Annotated in this window: 16 protein-coding genes and 1 tRNA gene; 5 read left to right on the top strand and 12 right to left on the bottom strand. The window is 54.9% G+C overall.

All coding sequences use genetic code 11. The features are described from left to right. Positions 1-12: 12 nt before the first annotated feature. Entirely contained in the window at positions 13-1,362 is a 1,350-nt protein-coding gene (tig, locus tag ACFQPC_RS06185; RefSeq protein WP_382270847.1) for a trigger factor, read from the bottom strand. 29 nt (positions 1,363-1,391) lie between these two features. Then, a tRNA-Leu gene (locus ACFQPC_RS06190) sits at positions 1,392-1,478 on the bottom strand. A gap of 380 nt (positions 1,479-1,858) precedes the next feature. Here ACFQPC_RS06190 and hpnC point away from each other — a divergent pair. The 3 genes from hpnC (at position 1,859) to hpnE (ending at position 4,984) form a co-directional block, all read left to right on the top strand. Continuing rightward, positions 1,859-2,677, top strand: a complete 819-nt coding sequence (gene hpnC / locus ACFQPC_RS06195) for a squalene synthase HpnC (protein WP_382270848.1) — start codon at positions 1,859-1,861, stop codon at positions 2,675-2,677. 142 nt (positions 2,678-2,819) lie between these two features. Beyond that, a complete protein-coding gene (gene hpnD, locus ACFQPC_RS06200) occupies positions 2,820-3,653 on the top strand; it encodes a presqualene diphosphate synthase HpnD (protein WP_382270850.1) in 834 nt (277 codons plus the stop codon). Beyond that, entirely contained in the window at positions 3,653-4,984 is a 1,332-nt protein-coding gene (hpnE, locus tag ACFQPC_RS06205) for a hydroxysqualene dehydroxylase HpnE (protein WP_382270852.1), read from the top strand. The genes hpnD and hpnE overlap by 1 nt, the downstream gene beginning before the upstream one ends. 12 nt (positions 4,985-4,996) lie before the next feature. On the opposite strand, the gene radA is transcribed toward hpnE, so the two are convergent. Further along, a complete protein-coding gene (radA, locus tag ACFQPC_RS06210) occupies positions 4,997-6,367 on the bottom strand; it encodes a DNA repair protein RadA (RefSeq protein WP_382270853.1) in 1,371 nt (456 codons plus the stop codon). Between the two features lie 34 nt (positions 6,368-6,401). After that, the gene (gene alr, locus ACFQPC_RS06215; RefSeq protein WP_382270855.1) at positions 6,402-7,481 is read right to left on the bottom strand and encodes an alanine racemase; all 1,080 of its coding nucleotides are present in this window, start codon (positions 7,479-7,481) and stop codon (positions 6,402-6,404) included. A 158-nt stretch (positions 7,482-7,639) separates the two neighbouring features. Between alr and lplT the strand changes: the two genes are divergently transcribed. Then, entirely contained in the window at positions 7,640-8,902 is a 1,263-nt protein-coding gene (lplT, locus tag ACFQPC_RS06220) for a lysophospholipid transporter LplT (protein ID WP_041296462.1), read from the top strand. Between the two features lie 5 nt (positions 8,903-8,907). Here the strand turns inward: lplT and ACFQPC_RS06225 are convergent, their stop codons facing one another. From ACFQPC_RS06225 to tsaB, 4 genes are read right to left on the bottom strand one after another with little or no spacing between them, the layout of a single operon-like run. Further along, positions 8,908-9,900: a DUF1853 family protein gene (locus tag ACFQPC_RS06225; protein WP_382270857.1), complete on the bottom strand. Its 993-nt coding sequence runs from the start codon at positions 9,898-9,900 to the stop codon at positions 8,908-8,910. Further along, positions 9,878-10,738: a uracil-DNA glycosylase gene (locus tag ACFQPC_RS06230; protein WP_382270859.1), complete on the bottom strand. Its 861-nt coding sequence runs from the start codon at positions 10,736-10,738 to the stop codon at positions 9,878-9,880. The genes ACFQPC_RS06225 and ACFQPC_RS06230 overlap by 23 nt, the downstream gene beginning before the upstream one ends. Continuing rightward, positions 10,735-11,238 (bottom strand): ribosomal protein S18-alanine N-acetyltransferase, encoded by a 504-nt coding sequence (rimI, locus tag ACFQPC_RS06235; RefSeq protein ID WP_382270861.1) that lies wholly within the window; start codon positions 11,236-11,238, stop codon positions 10,735-10,737. The genes ACFQPC_RS06230 and rimI overlap by 4 nt, the downstream gene beginning before the upstream one ends. After that, positions 11,235-11,933, bottom strand: coding sequence for a tRNA (adenosine(37)-N6)-threonylcarbamoyltransferase complex dimerization subunit type 1 TsaB (tsaB, locus tag ACFQPC_RS06240; RefSeq protein ID WP_382270862.1), 699 nt, complete (start codon positions 11,931-11,933; stop codon positions 11,235-11,237). The genes rimI and tsaB overlap by 4 nt, the downstream gene beginning before the upstream one ends. A 129-nt stretch (positions 11,934-12,062) precedes the next feature. On the opposite strand from tsaB, the gene ACFQPC_RS06245 reads away from it, so the two are divergent. Beyond that, the gene (locus ACFQPC_RS06245) at positions 12,063-12,479 is read left to right on the top strand and encodes a thioredoxin family protein (RefSeq protein ID WP_382270864.1); all 417 of its coding nucleotides are present in this window, start codon (positions 12,063-12,065) and stop codon (positions 12,477-12,479) included. A 96-nt stretch (positions 12,480-12,575) separates the two neighbouring features. On the opposite strand, the gene ACFQPC_RS06250 is transcribed toward ACFQPC_RS06245, so the two are convergent. The 4 genes from ACFQPC_RS06250 to ACFQPC_RS06265 all read right to left on the bottom strand — a co-directional run bounded on the left by ACFQPC_RS06250 (position 12,576) and on the right by ACFQPC_RS06265 (position 15,461). After that, positions 12,576-12,779 carry a cold-shock protein gene (locus ACFQPC_RS06250; RefSeq protein ID WP_009665193.1) on the bottom strand — a complete coding sequence of 68 codons (204 nt, stop codon included), beginning with the start codon at positions 12,777-12,779 and terminating at the stop codon, positions 12,576-12,578. A 317-nt stretch (positions 12,780-13,096) separates the two neighbouring features. After that, complete coding sequence (locus tag ACFQPC_RS06255; protein WP_382270866.1) at positions 13,097-13,795, bottom strand: hypothetical protein; 699 nt, start codon at positions 13,793-13,795, stop codon at positions 13,097-13,099. Between the two features lie 42 nt (positions 13,796-13,837). After that, positions 13,838-14,935, bottom strand: a complete 1,098-nt coding sequence (gene zapE / locus ACFQPC_RS06260) for a cell division protein ZapE (RefSeq protein ID WP_382270867.1) — start codon at positions 14,933-14,935, stop codon at positions 13,838-13,840. Positions 14,936-15,053: 118 nt separating this feature from the next. Beyond that, positions 15,054-15,461: a hypothetical protein gene (locus ACFQPC_RS06265; protein WP_382270869.1), complete on the bottom strand. Its 408-nt coding sequence runs from the start codon at positions 15,459-15,461 to the stop codon at positions 15,054-15,056. Positions 15,462-15,467 lie beyond the last annotated feature (6 nt).

A 15,467-nucleotide genomic window follows, 5' to 3' on the forward strand; every position in this document is an offset into this window, starting at 1 on the left:
GCGCACAAGTTATTACGCTTGTGCGTTATTGCTCATCAATTCATCGAACGCAACCGGTTTCTCGGTTACTTTAGCTTTACCCAGCACGTAATTGACGACGTTTTCTTCCAATACAAGGGCTTCAACTTCAGCCAAACGGCTACGGTCACTGAAATAATACTTCAGAACCTGTTGTGGGTCTTCGTAGCTCTGCGCGAACTCTTCAACTTGCGCTTTGACTTGTTCCGGTTTTGCCTGCAGGTCGTTCGCTTTGACAACTTCAGCCAGGATCAGGCCGAGGCGTACGCGACGTTCAGCTTGTTCGGTGAACAATTCCGGTGGGAATGGCAGGTCGCTGACTTTCATGCCGCGCTGCGCCATATCCTGACGGGTCATTTCCATCAAACGCTCTACGTCCTGGTCGATCAGTGCTTTAGGCACGTCCAGTTCGCTGATCTTGATCAGTGCATCCATCACGCTGTCTTTGGTGCGGGCCTTGATGCGGCTGCTGACTTCGCGTTGCAGGTTGACTTTGATGTCTTCACGCATTTTTTGCAGGTCGCCGTCAGGGATACCCAGCGATTTTGCAAATTCAGCATCGACTTCCGGCAGGTGTGCCCATTCGATTTGCTTCAGTGTAATGGTGAATTCAGCGGTTTTGCCTGCCACGTCTTTACCGTGGTAATCAGCAGGGAAAGCCAATGGGAAAGTTTTGGACTCGCCCACTTTCAAACCGATAGTACCGGCTTCGAATTCAGCCAGCATGCGGCCTTCGCCCAGTACGAAAGCGTAGTCTTCCGCTTTACCGCCCTGGAATTCAACACCGTCGATGGTGCCGACGAAGTCGATAGTGACGCGATCGCCGTTTTTAGCTGTCAGGTCCGAACCGCCGTCGCCGTGCGCGCTTTGCTCGCCCTTGACGTGGTAGTGCACGCGTTGTTTGCGCAGGATGTCGATGGTTTTATCGATTTCTGCATCGCTGACGTCAACCGTGGTTTTTTCCACTTCGGCAGCCGACAGGTCACCCAGTTTTACTTCCGGGTAAACTTCAAACGTTGCGTTGAAAACGATGGTGCCTTCGGCAGCAGCGTCGTCAGTCTTCGGTTCGATTTTCGGGAAACCGGCAACGCGCAGGTTGTTTTCGCTGGCGGCTTCGTTGAAAGCGCGACCGACTTTATCGTTCAATACTTCGTTTTCGACTTGATAGCCGTACTGTTGCGCGACCATCTTCATCGGCACTTTGCCAGTGCGGAAGCCAGGCGCCTTCACCGTACGTGCACGGACTTTCAGGCGTTTTTCAACTTCCGCTTGTACATCGGCGAGTGGCACCGTAATCGTGATACGGCGCTCAAGTTTGTCCAGAGTTTCGACTGCAGTTGCCATGTGAATCGTCCAAAAAATAAAAAATTCTGTGGTGCGAGGAGGGGGACTCGAACCCCCACACCATTGCTGGCGTCAGGACCTAAACCTGGTGCGTCTACCAATTTCGCCATCCTCGCGGGAATGTGCACTAAGTGCGCAAATACAAAAGCAAAGGGCGACCACGAAGTGAATATTAGGGTCGCCCTGCACTGCCTTTTGTATCGGCTGTTCAACTTCAACCCGGGATTTTACTGGATTTTGCGCAGCCTGCGCTGATTTTTGACACTTTGCCTACTTGAGCCAAATAAACACCCTGTCCAGCCACCAAATTCCGCGCTGAAAGATGATGCGCCGACGCACCGATATCACTGCCGCAGGCAGTAATCAATTAAGCGGCTACCTGGCCATTTCAATTACACTTCCGGCAATGTCCGGTATTCGACCAGGAAACTTTTATCCTTTGCCAAGATGCCGCCCCGACTACCGCCCTGACCCGGCGCTTAACTTCCAAGCCTTCATGTCCGTCGATCATTACGAAAATTTCCCGGTAGCATCCATCCTCCTGCCGGCCCGGCTACGCCCTGCGGTTGAAGTCATCTATGCCTTCGCACGTAGCGCCGACGACCTGGCCGACGAAGGTGATGCTACTCCCGATGAAAGACTGGCGGCGCTCGCTGCATATGAACAGCAACTGGATCAGATCGAAGCGGGAACCACAGCGGACGCCGCGCTGTTCCGCAAGCTGGCACAAGTCATCGCCGAGTACCGCTTGCCGCTGCAGCCCTTCCGTGACCTGTTGTCCGCCTTCAAGCAAGACGTGGTGACCACGCGTTACGCCGGCTTTGGCGACTTGCTCGACTACTGCCGTCGCTCCGCCAATCCGGTCGGCACCCTGATGCTGCATTTATACGGGGCAGCGGATACGGACAATTTGCGCGCTTCGGACGATATTTGCTCGGCGCTGCAACTGATCAACTTCTGGCAGGACGTCGCAATAGACTGGCAGAAAGAACGTATCTACCTGCCGCAGGAAGACCTGCAGAGATTCAATATAGCCGAGCAACAGATCGTGCAGCAAACGGTCGATGCTGCCTGGCGCCAGTTAATGCAATTCGAAGTCCAGCGGGCACGTGCGATGCTGCTGTCCGGTGCACCACTGGCCTTGCGCCTGCCCGGCCGCATCGGCTGGGAATTGCGCCTGGTGGTGCAAGGTGGCTTGCGCATCCTCGAGTGCCTGGAAGCATCCGGCTACGATATGTTCCGGCAACGGCCGAAACTGGGGAAAAGCGACTGGTTGCTCCTGCTACTGCGCGCAATCCGTATGAAAGCCAAATAATCCGTCAAGTGCTATGTGCAGGAGCGATGCCGGAACGTGTTTGATCCGACACATTTACGCCTATCGTCAGACATTATTTGTTCCTACAGCCTTAGTCGGCTAGCATAGCGGCTTAATTCAGCGTCCAGCGCCCTACTTTTCTATGTCCCCCGACGAATACTGCCAACAAAAAGCCGCACAAAGCGGCTCCAGCTTTTACTACAGCTTCCTGTTCCTGACACCGGATCGACGCCGTGCGATTACGGCGCTGTACGCCTTTTGCCGCGAAGTCGACGATACCGTCGATGAATGTACCGATGTCATGATCGCCCGTACCAAACTGGTGTGGTGGCGCAAGGAAGTCGGCGCCATGATGGCCGGCGAACCGACGCATCCGGTGACCAAGGCATTGCAGCCGCATATGGCAGTCTATGCACTCGACAGCGAACATTTGCTGGCCATCATCGATGGCATGGAAATGGACCTCGACCAGAATCGCTATCTCGACTTTATCGGCTTGCAAAAGTATTGCTGGCACGTCGCCAGCGTAGTCGGCATTTTGTCGGCGAAGATTTTCGGCGCCACCAATCCTAAAACTTTGGAATACGCAGAAAAGCTGGGACTGGCCTTCCAACTCACCAACATCATCCGCGATGTCGGTGAAGATGCACGCAAGGGCCGTATCTACCTGCCGGTGAATGAACTGCAGCAATTCAATGTCACCGCGGCCGAGATCCTGAATGCACGCCATAGCGAAAACTTCGAGAAGCTGATGCAATTCCAGGCGACACGCGCGCAGAAATTGTATGACGAGGCTTTCGCCTTGTTGCCGAAGGAAGACCGGCGTGCGCAGCGCCCCGGCCTGATCATGGCGGCGATCTATCGTGCTGTATTGAATGAAGTGGAACGCGACGGCTTCCATGTGCTGAACCAGCGCATTTCACTCACGCCTATCCGCAAACTGTGGCTGGCGTGGATCACTTACATACGCGGTTAATGACTGAAGCAAGAAAAATTGCCGTGATAGGCGCCGGCTGGGCGGGATGCGCAGCGGCGGTTGAGCTGGCAAGTGCAGGACACGCAGTCACACTTTTCGAATCATCACGCACCCTCGGTGGTCGCGCCCGCGCGGTCGAGCTCCAGGACCAGACGCTGGATAACGGCCAGCACATCCTGCTTGGCGCTTACAGCGCCACGCTAAGCCTGTTAAAAACGCTAGGCGTCAGTGCCGAACAGGCCCTGCTGCGCCTGCCGCTGCAAATGCGCTATCCGGCCGGCTGTGACGGCATGGACTTTGTCGCACCACGCCTGCCCGCCCCTTTACATCTGTTGACAGCACTATTGCGCGCCAAAGGCCTGGACACGGCAGACAAAATGGCGCTGGCACGTTTTTCCACTACCGCACGCTGGATGGAATGGCGCTTGCACACCGATTGCAGTGTCACCGAGCTATTGGAACGTTACGACCAGACCGCGCGCCTGATCAAACTGATGTGGCAACCACTCTGTATCGCGGCACTCAACACACCACCGGAACGCGCATCGGCGCAGGTCTTCCTGAATGTATTGCGCGACAGCCTGGGCGCAAAGCGTGCAGCTTCCGACATGCTGATCCCGCGTACCGACCTGACATCCTTGCTGCCACAACAAGCCGCTGCCTTTGTCGAGCGTCACCAGGGAGCTGTCAAAACCGGCGCTGCCGTGCAAAGCATCCGCGCGCATGGGCAGCAATGGTCGCTCGGTTTTAATAATGAAGAAATCACAGCTGAATTATTTGATGGCCTCGTAATCGCGACACCGGCGCTGACAGCTGCAAACCTGTTGGCAGGGACTGGGGCCGAAGCGCATATCCCGGCCTTCGATTACGAAGCTATCACTACCTGCTATCTGCAATACCCGGCAGGTACGCGCCTGCCGGCTCCCTTCTTTGCGCTGACCGACGATGCGACGCAGGGACTATGGGGACAATTTGTATTTGATCGCGGACAACTGGATGTGAATCAGGACGGTTTGTTCGCAATCGTCGTGAGTATCTCGACCGCTGCGACAGAACTGGGGCAGGAAGCCTTGTCTGCCGCGATTGCGCAGCAACTGGCGCAGGCACTGGAAATGCCGCAATTAGCGCAAGCAAGCTGGAGCAAGGTGATTACGGAAAAACGCGCAACCTTTTCCTGCACGCCGGGCTTGCAACGTCCGGAAGAACAAACGGCCTTGCCGCATCTGGTGATCGCAGGTGATTACCTCGCCAGCGATTATCCGGCCACGCTGGAATCGGCGGTACGCAGCGGAGTCAAGGCCGCGAAGCTGCTGGCACAGCACTTCGCCTGAGTCAGCCTGCCCTCATTCGTGTTCCCGCACACGATTCAGTGCTTCATCAATCCGTTCCACCCCTATGATGGTCAAGCCTTCGATTTTTTGCTTGGGCGCGTTCGATTTCGGTATCAATGCAAGCGAGAAGCCCAGCTTGGCCGCTTCACGCAAACGTTCCTGGCCTCGTGGTGCCGGACGGATTTCACCGGCCAGGCCGACTTCACCGAATACCACCAGGCCGCGCGGCAAAGGCCTGCTGCGCATTGATGAATGTATCGCCAGTAGTACTGCCAGGTCGGCGGCCGGCTCGGTGATTTTCACACCGCCGACCGCATTGATGAAAACGTCCTGATCGAAGGCTGCGATACCGGCGTGGCGATGCAGTACCGCCAGCAACATCGCCAGGCGGTTTTGTTCGAGGCCGACAGAAAGACGGCGCGCATTCGGCAAATGCGAGGTATCGACCAGCGCCTGGATTTCGACCAGCAAGGGACGCGTACCTTCCTGCGTCACCATCACACAGGCGCCGGGCACGGGATTATCGTGTTGCGACAGGAAGAGTGCCGATGGATTGGACACGCCTTTCAAGCCTTTTTCCGTCATCGCAAAAACACCCAGCTCATTCACTGCACCGAAGCGATTCTTGATGGCACGCACCAGGCGGAAACTGGAGTGGGTATCACCTTCAAAATACAACACGGTATCGACGATATGCTCCAACACACGCGGACCGGCCAGTGCACCTTCCTTGGTGACATGGCCAACCATGATGATGGTGATGCCGGTTTGCTTCGCGATGCGTGTCAATTGCGCCGCACATTCACGCACTTGCGCCACCGAACCCGGTGCCGAACTCAGGGCATCCGAATAGACGGTCTGGATCGAATCGATCACGGCGACATCCGGCTTGTGTTCAGCCAGCGTCGTCAGGATTTTTTCCAGCTGGATTTCAGCCTGCAGCTTCAAATCCCTGGCATCGACTGCCAAACGTTTCGCGCGCAAGGCGATTTGCGCACCCGACTCCTCACCGCTGACGTACAACACTTTTTTGATACGCGAGAGATTTGCCAACGCCTGTAACAACAGGGTCGACTTGCCGATGCCCGGATCACCACCGATCAGCACCACACCGCCGGCCACCAGGCCACCGCCGAGTACGCGATCAAATTCTTCTATGCCGGTCCCAAAGCGCGGCACATCGATCGCTTCGATATCGGCCAGGCTCAGTACCGGCGCAGTTTGCGCCAGGCCCTGGTGTTGCACGGAAAAACGATTCGAACCTGACTCGACGACGGTTTCCACCAGCGTGTTCCAGCTGCCGCAGGCCGGACATTGTCCGCCCCATTTATTGCTGATGCCGCCGCACTCGCTGCAGGTGTAATTGGTTTTGGCTTTTGCCATCTGGATAAACTTTGCTTTCGACAGAACCGTGGTTCTAGTTAACTTCAACAATCTGTACGCGCGGTGCCAGCCCGCACATCAATTCATAGCCGACCGTGCCGGCGGCATTCGCCACTTCATCAATCGGCAAACCGGCGCCCCACAAGGTAACCTTGCTGCCGACCCGCGGCTTCGCCACCGGCGTCAGGTCGACCGTAATCATATCCATGGACACACGTCCGACCATGCGCGTTTTCACGCCGTCGACAATGACCGGCGTACCACTCGGTGCATGCCGCGGATAGCCATCGGCATAACCGCAAGCGACGACGCCTATCGTCATCGGGGCGGTCGCAACAAAGGCACTGCCATAACCGACCGCGTCACCGGCCACGATGTTCTGGACGCCGATAATTTCACTGTGCAAACTCATCGCCGCCCGCAAACCGAATTGTTCCGCGCTTTGCGCACCCGGTGTCGCACCATATAACATGATGCCGGGACGTATCCAGTCAGCGGCAGAAGCCGGATGCAATAAGTCTGTCGCCGAATTGGCCAGGCTCTTTTCGCCCGGAAGATCCCTGGTTGCCTCCCTGAAGCGGCGTACTTGTTCCTGCACCGGCAAGACCGGATTATCAGGATCTTCCGCATTGGCAAAGTGCGTAACGAAGGAAATATGACGCACCGCGGGAATCGCCCGCAGGCGTTCATAGGCGGCACGATACCTGGCAGGTGTAAAGCCGAGGCGATTCATCCCGCTATTGAGCTTGAGATGGACATCAATTTGCGTCTGTAATTTCGCCTGCTCCAGCATCAGCAATTGTTCTTCACAATGGATGACGGTATCCAGCCGATGTTCGGCGAGCAGCTTGGTATCGCTGGCCTCAAAGAAACCTTCCAGCAGCAGGATGCGCTTGTTCCAGCCGAGTTCACGCAGGCGTGCCGCCGCATCGAGTTCGATCAGGCCCAGCCCGTCAGCCGCGGCGAAACCACGCATGCCACGCTCCAGGCCATGCCCGTAGGCATTGGCCTTGACGACCGCCCATGCCTTGGACTGGGGCGCGCGCGCTTTTGCAAGCGCAAGATTGCTGCGCAATGCGGCGATATCTATGGTAGCAATGAGGGGTCTGGGCATACGGCAATGTTAAGAAAGTTAAATCGTGACATTCGATTAAGACGAATTCATTTATTTTACCGGACGCATTGCGTTAACGATGCGCAAATCAATTGAAGCCGCCAAGATTCATGGTATAAAGTCAGCCAGAGACACACAGCAAAAATAGATTAATGCGAATGAATCGCGGTTTTTATACCATCATGGCGGCGCAGTTTTTTTCTTCGCTCGCCGACAATGCCCTCCTAATAGCGGCCATAGCCTTATTAACGGTAATGAAGTCACCCGAATGGATGACTCCATTGCTAAAGCTATTCTTTGTCCTGTCTTATGTATTACTTGCCGCTTTTGTCGGCGCTTTTGCAGACGCCTTGCCCAAGGGGCGCGTCATGTTCATCACCAACCTAATCAAGATCTTCGGTTGCGGCATGATGTTCTTCGATGTCCATCCGCTGATTGCCTACGCCGTGGTCGGTTTTGGTGCAGCAGCATATTCACCGGCCAAGTACGGCATCCTCACAGAATTATTACCGGCGGAGAAACTGGTCGCCGCCAATGGCTGGATAGAAGGCCTGACCGTTTCCTCGATTATCCTCGGCACCGTAATGGGAGGTGCGCTGATCAATCCCAATATCGCCACAAAATTACTCGCCTTCGATTTCCCCATCATTAACTTTGGCATAGATACACCAGCCGAAGCAGCACTCTGCATTATCACCGTCGCTTACCTGCTCGCCGCCCTCTTCAATCTCCGCATTCCTGACACCGGTGCCCGCTATCCGCACCAGGAACGCAATCCAATCAAACTCATAGGCGACTTCGCCAACTGCTTCACCACCTTGTGGAAAGACCGCCTGGGTCAAATCTCGCTGGCTGTCACCACACTGTTCTGGGGTGCCGGTGCAACTTTACAGTTCATCGTCCTGAAGTGGGCTGAGAAATCGCTGAATATGCCGCTGGACAAGGCCGCCATCCTGCAAGGCATCGTTGCCGTTGGCGTTGCCGTCGGTGCCGTAGCCGCCGCCCGCTTTGTACCCTTGAAGAAATCCTTATCCGTGATGCCGCTCGGCGTGATCATGGGCGTGGTCGTGATTGTCATGACCATGGTGCACAGCGTTTGGCTGGCGTATCCGTTACTGGTATTGGTCGGTGCACTGTCCGGTTACTTCGTGGTGCCGATGAATGCCCTGTTGCAGCATCGTGGCCATGTATTGATGAGTGCAGGTCATTCGATTGCAGTACAGAACTTCAATGAAAACCTGTCGGTGCTGACCATGTTGTTACTCTACGCATTGATGGTCAAGCTGGACCTGAACATCAATATCGTCATCATCATGTTCGGCATGTCGGTGTCCGGCATCATGTACCTGATCATGCGCAAACATGCCGCCAACCAGCGCGAACATGATTCGCTGTCGCTGATAGGCGAACCCAAGCATTAATTTATTCAGGTCGGCGGATGAACCAGTTTTATCCGCTGCCCGGCCCGGGTACGCCAATCATCCGGCACGACAAAACCACGGCTGCTTTCCAGCGCCACATTCCCTTTTACATCGAGCAAGATCACCAGCACCGGCATCGTGTCATGCACGAAATGCGTGGCCAGCATTTGCTGCAGGCTTTGCTTGTCCATGGTTTGCGCAAAATCCAGTTTCGCCGGGGCTAACCAGTGCAGGCGCGGCAATACCGCATAACGTTCTGCACCGGCCTGCTCCAGTTCGCCCAGCGCGCACCAGAAACCGCGGCAATGTCCGGCGGAAATACCGAAGGTCGCGGCATCCGCTTCATCATCCTTGTGATAAAACAGCCAGCCTTTAACCAAGGCTTGTGCTTGCGCCACTGGCACCGGCAAATGCACTTGCGCCGCCGGATGCTGTGACAACAGCAGTTGACGGTCGAGTATCTTGTGCATCTTTGCTCCCAGCGTATCGGCCAGGTTCGGGCCGACAAAATAATCGGCGTCTTCACCAGCGCCGCTGGATTCAAGCAAATAGAATTTGGTGGCGAATTCCCAGTGCAATAAGGCATCACCGTCACGCAACAGGAAATCGAACTCACCTATCGTGCTGTTCTTTCCGGCGCGCACTTGTACGCCGTGCGCCGCCAACACGCCATGCCATGCAAAATAGTAGGCCAGCAATTTTTCCGCATAACGACCAAGCCGGGTGAATACCTGCACATCAAGGTAGCGATGCAAATCAGCAGGATCCCGGTCCAGCGCCTGCAGCCAGTCGTTTAAACCGTCCGGCAAAGTGCCTTGCAGGCTGGCGATTTTGCCCTGCCATTGCGGCGCTTGCGGATCGAGCAAATCAGGTGCGTCCAGCAGCCAGGCCAAAGCGCGTACATGGGTATCGTTGAGATGCCCCCAGCGTTGCTCGAATTGCGTTTGGAAGGTATCAGTCAAGTTCGCGGCCAACTCAGCCGTTTGCCTGGTCGGCATAGGTTTGCATCGCCATGCATAAATCCGCCCACGCCTTGCTCTTGTCTTTCAGGGTGCGCAACAGATAAGCCGGGTGATAAGTCACGACTACCGGAATGTCTGCATAGCGATGCACGGTGCCGCGCAATCTGGCAACCGGTGTGGCCGGATCCAGTTTCAGCAAGGACAGTGCGGCAGTCTTGCCCAGTGCGACGATCACGGTCGGATTGACCAATGCAATCTGGCGCTGCAAATAAGGCATGCAGGCATCGCTTTCTTGCGCCACCGGTGCACGGTCGCGCTTGTTTTCATCGGTAGGCCGGCATTTGACGATATTCGCGATGTAGGTATTTTCACCGCGCTTGAGACCCATCGCGACAAACATATTGTCGAGCAGCTTGCCGGCCGGACCGACAAAGGGCTCACCCTGGAAATCCTCATTGCGTCCCGGGCCTTCACCGACAAATAACCATTTGGCTTTTTGGTCACCGACGCCGAATACGGTTTGGGTACGGCCTTTGCACAAGCCACATTCGGTGCAGTTGCTGACGACCTCTTTCAATTGCTCCCAACCCATGTTCGCGATATCGCGCGCGGGCTGCAGCACGGCACTGGCGACTGCCGGTGCAAGAACAGGAGCCGCCGGCGTTTCATCGCCCCAGGCCGACAAGCTTTGTTCAGCCACCACTTGCTGCCGCAGCGGCGCTGCAGGTGGTGCAGACACTTCCACTGCCTCAAGCATTTCCACCACTGGCGCAGATTCAAGCTCGAGTGCCTGCAAGGCAGTGCTACGCTGCGACCATACTGGCCCCACGCCCATTTCCTGCAAAAATGCGATACGACGATCTTGATTGCTCATAGCGCGAGTTTCATGACAAGCGCATCTTCACGCTGATTATTCGGTGCCGGATAGTAGCCTTTACGCACGCCTATGCGACTGAATCCATAACGGCGATAGATCTTTTCTGCGCGCGTATTCGATGGGCGCACTTCCAGCAGGATCGCTTCGAGCTTCCGTTCCTGCGCTATCGCCTTCGCTTTATCCAGCAGCAACAGTCCTATGCCTTGCCCATGCAAATCACGATGCACGGTAATGTTCAACAAGTGCGCATCATCAACCGACGGCATCAGCAGGAAATAGCCATTCAATGCCCCCGAGCTATCGCGCAATATCCAGGTTTCGTAACCACTATTGATGGAATCAATGAAATTCCCGCGTGTCCACGGGAAAGGATAGACATCGTTTTCTATCGCCAACACATCGCTGATATCGGTCGGCTGCATCCGGTAAAAGTAAAGTTTGTGTGCCGGTGGCGGTGGCGTCTCAAACTGCGGGATCGGGCTGGGCACGGAACTCATGCAGCCTCCTTTGCAGCCTTTTCCAGACGTTCCATCGTTGTCAGTGCCACCTTGTTGCGCAGATACAGTGGCTCGGCCGCACTGGCAACTACGGCCAGGCCCTGTGCATAAGCGATCGCCCCCAGTCGGACGATCTGGGTCGCTTGCGGCAACATGTCTTTCAGGGCTGCAGCAAAAAACGGCCGTGCCGCGAAATCTGCCGCATAAGCCTGCAAGCCGTTACCGCAGGCGACGACCTCGCCTTGCGGCTGCACATCAGTTGCTGACGACAAGGTCGGCGCAATCACGACCTGCCACATGCCGTCATAACGATACTGCGCCCAATATACTTCCCCCATGCGCGCATCCAGCACTGCCAGCACGTCGCTGGCACCGGTCTGCTCACGGCAGGCTTGCGCCAGCGCCAGCAAGGTCACTGTCGGCAGCAATGGTTTGTCCGCGCCATACGCCAGACCTTGCGCAATACCGCAGGCGGTGCGCACACCTGTAAACGAGCCGGGTCCGGCACCAAAGGCGATCGCATCGCAATCACGCAAGGTGATGCCGGCATCCTGCAATAAAGCCTGCACCATCGGCAATATGCTTTGCGAATGCGTGCTGACGCCGGCCGTCTGGCGGCTGCTGCACAGATCATTGTGCAAGAGCGCCGCAGAAGCCAGTTCAGAAGATGTTTCTATAGCGAGTATCGTAGACATGGGCGTATTTTACCGTGCGTATCGAAATAGGTGCGCAATAGGTGCCGGGAAGCGCTGCATTTGCCAGTCTTGCGCATTTCCGCCATTCGGGGTCGCGCCCGCCGCAATAGAAACCGGTAGAATACCGGCATGGCAAGTATCACATTAGAAGCACACAACCAGCAGCAGCTGGCGCAACGCATGCAGGACGACGTCTGGGTCGTGGCCTGCCTGTGCGCGGCCTGGTGCGACGTCTGCACCAATTACCGGCCCGGCTTTGATGAACTGGCGGCGCAGCATCCGGACAAGCTGTTCGTCTGGATCGATATTGAAGACAGGGCCGACCTGATCGGTGACTTTGATGTCGAGAATTTCCCTACCCTGCTGATCCAGCGCGGCGACGATGTCATGTTTTACGGCACCACGATGCCGGATCATCGCATCGCACATCGCCTGCTCACATCGCACGAAGGCAAAAGCGCAGCAGAGCTCAAGGCGCAAACGCAAAGCAGTGCTGAATACAGGGAATGGCAGGCGGAACGCAATCTGCGGCAGGCGCTGGCTTGAAGCCAGGCTGGCAGGTGCGCGGATAAACCGGGCAGGAAATGACAGGCAAAAAAAATCCCCAGCAAGCTGAGGATTTTCTATTTCGTTTGATTCAGCTTAGATAGGCTGAATGTTCGAAGCTTGCTTGCCTTTAGGGCCAGCTGTCACTTCAAAAGAAACGCGTTGGTTCTCTTGCAGTGATTTGAAGCCGCTCGACTGAATTGCCGAGAAGTGAGCGAACAAATCTTCGCCGCCTTCGTCAGGGGTAATAAAGCCGAAGCCTTTCGAGTCATTGAACCATTTTACGATACCAGTTGCCATTACAATTCCTAATTTCAGTTAAGTTGGGCAGTTGCCCGTTGGATCGTTTCAACCAAGACAGGAATGACAGACTAATACTGCACCACTAACTCGAATCTCAACGATGGTTGATTATACCGGGATTAATTTAAAAAGAGTTAAATTTTGATAATCTCTTAATATTGTTTGAAAATAAGTCCAGCACTTGATCACCCTCCCATGCAACATCTGGTGTTAAGTTGCAAATTGAACAGTAAAGCAGCAAGATTTTACCGAACTTATATATCAGTTTGCAGGTGTCGTCCCGTATTGCAAGGCAATCAAATCACAGCCATAACTCAGGGCTTGTTCGCTGCCGCATTGGCCTTTTCAGCTTTCTTCCTGGCAATCTCTTTTTGCTTCTCTTCCGACGCGCGCACTTTTTCTTCGTAACGCTGAATATTCTCAGCCCGTTTTTGCGCATCCGCGGCTTCATTCTCTTTCAGCAAACGCTGTTTTTCGGCAAACTCGGCATTGCGCTTTGCATATGCATCGGCACGCGCCTTGCGCTGCGCCTCTTCCGTTGCACCCGGGCCTTCTTTCGGCGTGCGTTCGTCTACCGGTTTGCCGGCATTGGCAGCGGCTTTCTCGGCATTTTGCGCATTTTTCTCCGCCAGGCGACGATCACGCTCGTCAACTTTGGCGTGACGTATATACGAATTGGCTTCGATTTCTATCGGTTTGATAGACGCCAGATCGATACGTCTTTGCTCCTTGATCTTGTCGAGGCAGGAAGTGGTAAAGAACTGCTTGTAGCAGCTGCGCTGATCCGCGGCGAAACGTTTTTCGATATCTGCACGCGCGGCGGCGACTTCCGCAACTGCACGCTCGGCGACTTCATTCGATTTAATTGAGTCAGCAGGATAACGCTGCAGCAATTCCTTCGGCGAAAATAGTTGTACCGGTGCTTCGGCCACAACCGCCGCATCCTGTGCCAAAACACCTGGACCCGCCAGCAAAAAAGCCGCTGCAATGTATGTGTGCAATAAATATTTCATCTATGGTCTGTTCAAATTAAGCCGGAGAGATTGGAACTCATACTACAAAATCGCATTACCTGCGTGTCGTCGTTCTGCTTCCATGTACTCAGCTGATTGCATTTCAATCAGGCGCGAAACCGTCCGCTGGAATTCAGCAATCTGCGCACCGTCAGTATACAACTCATCCATCGCCACTTCCGCCGACATCACCAATTTAATCTTGTGGTCGTACAGTACATCAATCAGCCAGATAAACCGTCGCACCGCCGATGCCATACCTGCCGACATCACCGGCACATCAGACAGGAACAGGGTATGGAAGCGACTGGCCAGTTCGAGGTAATCATTTTGTGAACGCGGACCGCCACACAGGGTTGCGAAGTCAAACCATATTACACCGCCGGCGCGGCGCAAGGCGCGCACATCGCGACCTTCTATTTTCAGGTGTGGATTTTCATCGGTGGTTTCTGCAATGCGTGCAAACGCGACGCGCATTGCTTCACTCGACTTTTCATTCAGCGGCCAGTAATAAGCGTCAACCTGTTCCAGCGCACGTTTGCGGTAATCATTGCCGCTGTCGACATTGACGATATCGAGCTTTTCTTTCAGCAATGCGATGGTCGGCAACATGCGATCTCTATGCAATCCATCCGGATACAAGGTATCCGGATGAAAATTCGAAGTAATGATGAATGACACACCATTTTCAAACAGGGCCTTGAACAAATTGTAGAGGATCATCGCGTCAGCGATATCGATGACATGGAATTCATCGAAACAGATCAGGCGGTACTTCTTCGCGATACGCTTCGCCACTTCATCGAGTGGATTGACGACCATCTTCAGTTCATCCAGTTCGCGATGGACACTACGCATAAATTCATGGAAGTGCACACGCGTCTTGCGCACCAGCGGCACCACCGAATAAAAGCTATCCATCAGGAAGGATTTGCCCCGACCTACTCCACCCCACATATAAATGCCACGCGGGATTTCAGGTGGGCGTAAAAAGCGCATGAAGGCATTGGCGCGCTGCGCCTTGTACTCTACCCATTCATCATAGGCTTGCTGCAAGCGATTGACGGCATTGAGCTGCGATTCATCAGCAACGAATCCACGTTGCGACAATGCATGCTCATAAAATTCACGTACATTCATGCGGCTAAGATCCAGTTTATCGTTCCGCTATCAAACGGACTTGTGTACCTTCAGAAAAAAATGGGCGAGTCATTGCTCGCCCATATGTGTCTGCTCCATGCTGCAGGCAGAATGATTTTTACTGCGGCGCCATATTGACCACGACACGAGGTGGATAATAACCACCGCCACCCGAGCTGATGGGCACACTAAAGCCCAGGCCCATACCAACTGCGCCGCTGCCACCGCCCAGGCCCAAACCTACGCGGGAACCGGATGAAGTTGGCGCATAGGGCGGCAAGCGCAATTCTGTCGTGCGATAGCCTGGCTTATTGCAGATAATGCGCAACTCGCCATTGGCTCCACCCAATTGCACAGTAGCAGGTGTCAACACACTCCAGCTACCGGAATTGGTTGTCACCGAACAATTGGCACCGCCAAACTCCTGCCCATTGGATGCGGTCGCAACTGACACGCGACCGTCTCCATTACCGCTGGTAGCACAAGCGGTCAGTAGTAAAGGCAAAAGCAAGGCGGCAAATCGCATTAAAAA

Source organism: Herminiimonas glaciei (genome assembly GCF_042664955.1).
GTDB lineage: Bacteria > Pseudomonadota > Gammaproteobacteria > Burkholderiales > Burkholderiaceae_D > Oxalicibacterium > Oxalicibacterium glaciei.

Coding starts and splice junctions, on each gene's coding strand:
- tig (WP_382270847.1), bottom strand. CDS start 1,362: ATGGCAACTGCAGTCGAAACTCTGGACAAACTTGAGCGCCGTATCACG.
- hpnC (WP_382270848.1), top strand. CDS start 1,859: ATGTCCGTCGATCATTACGAAAATTTCCCGGTAGCATCCATCCTCCTG.
- hpnD (WP_382270850.1), top strand. CDS start 2,820: ATGTCCCCCGACGAATACTGCCAACAAAAAGCCGCACAAAGCGGCTCC.
- hpnE (WP_382270852.1), top strand. CDS start 3,653: ATGACTGAAGCAAGAAAAATTGCCGTGATAGGCGCCGGCTGGGCGGGA.
- radA (WP_382270853.1), bottom strand. CDS start 6,367: ATGGCAAAAGCCAAAACCAATTACACCTGCAGCGAGTGCGGCGGCATC.
- alr (WP_382270855.1), bottom strand. CDS start 7,481: ATGCCCAGACCCCTCATTGCTACCATAGATATCGCCGCATTGCGCAGC.
- lplT (WP_041296462.1), top strand. CDS start 7,640: ATGAATCGCGGTTTTTATACCATCATGGCGGCGCAGTTTTTTTCTTCG.
- ACFQPC_RS06225 (WP_382270857.1), bottom strand. CDS start 9,900: ATGCCGACCAGGCAAACGGCTGAGTTGGCCGCGAACTTGACTGATACC.
- ACFQPC_RS06230 (WP_382270859.1), bottom strand. CDS start 10,738: ATGAGCAATCAAGATCGTCGTATCGCATTTTTGCAGGAAATGGGCGTG.
- rimI (WP_382270861.1), bottom strand. CDS start 11,238: ATGAGTTCCGTGCCCAGCCCGATCCCGCAGTTTGAGACGCCACCGCCA.
- tsaB (WP_382270862.1), bottom strand. CDS start 11,933: ATGTCTACGATACTCGCTATAGAAACATCTTCTGAACTGGCTTCTGCG.
- ACFQPC_RS06245 (WP_382270864.1), top strand. CDS start 12,063: ATGGCAAGTATCACATTAGAAGCACACAACCAGCAGCAGCTGGCGCAA.
- ACFQPC_RS06250 (WP_009665193.1), bottom strand. CDS start 12,779: ATGGCAACTGGTATCGTAAAATGGTTCAATGACTCGAAAGGCTTCGGC.
- ACFQPC_RS06255 (WP_382270866.1), bottom strand. CDS start 13,795: ATGAAATATTTATTGCACACATACATTGCAGCGGCTTTTTTGCTGGCG.
- zapE (WP_382270867.1), bottom strand. CDS start 14,935: ATGAATGTACGTGAATTTTATGAGCATGCATTGTCGCAACGTGGATTC.
- ACFQPC_RS06265 (WP_382270869.1), bottom strand. CDS start 15,461: ATGCGATTTGCCGCCTTGCTTTTGCCTTTACTACTGACCGCTTGTGCT.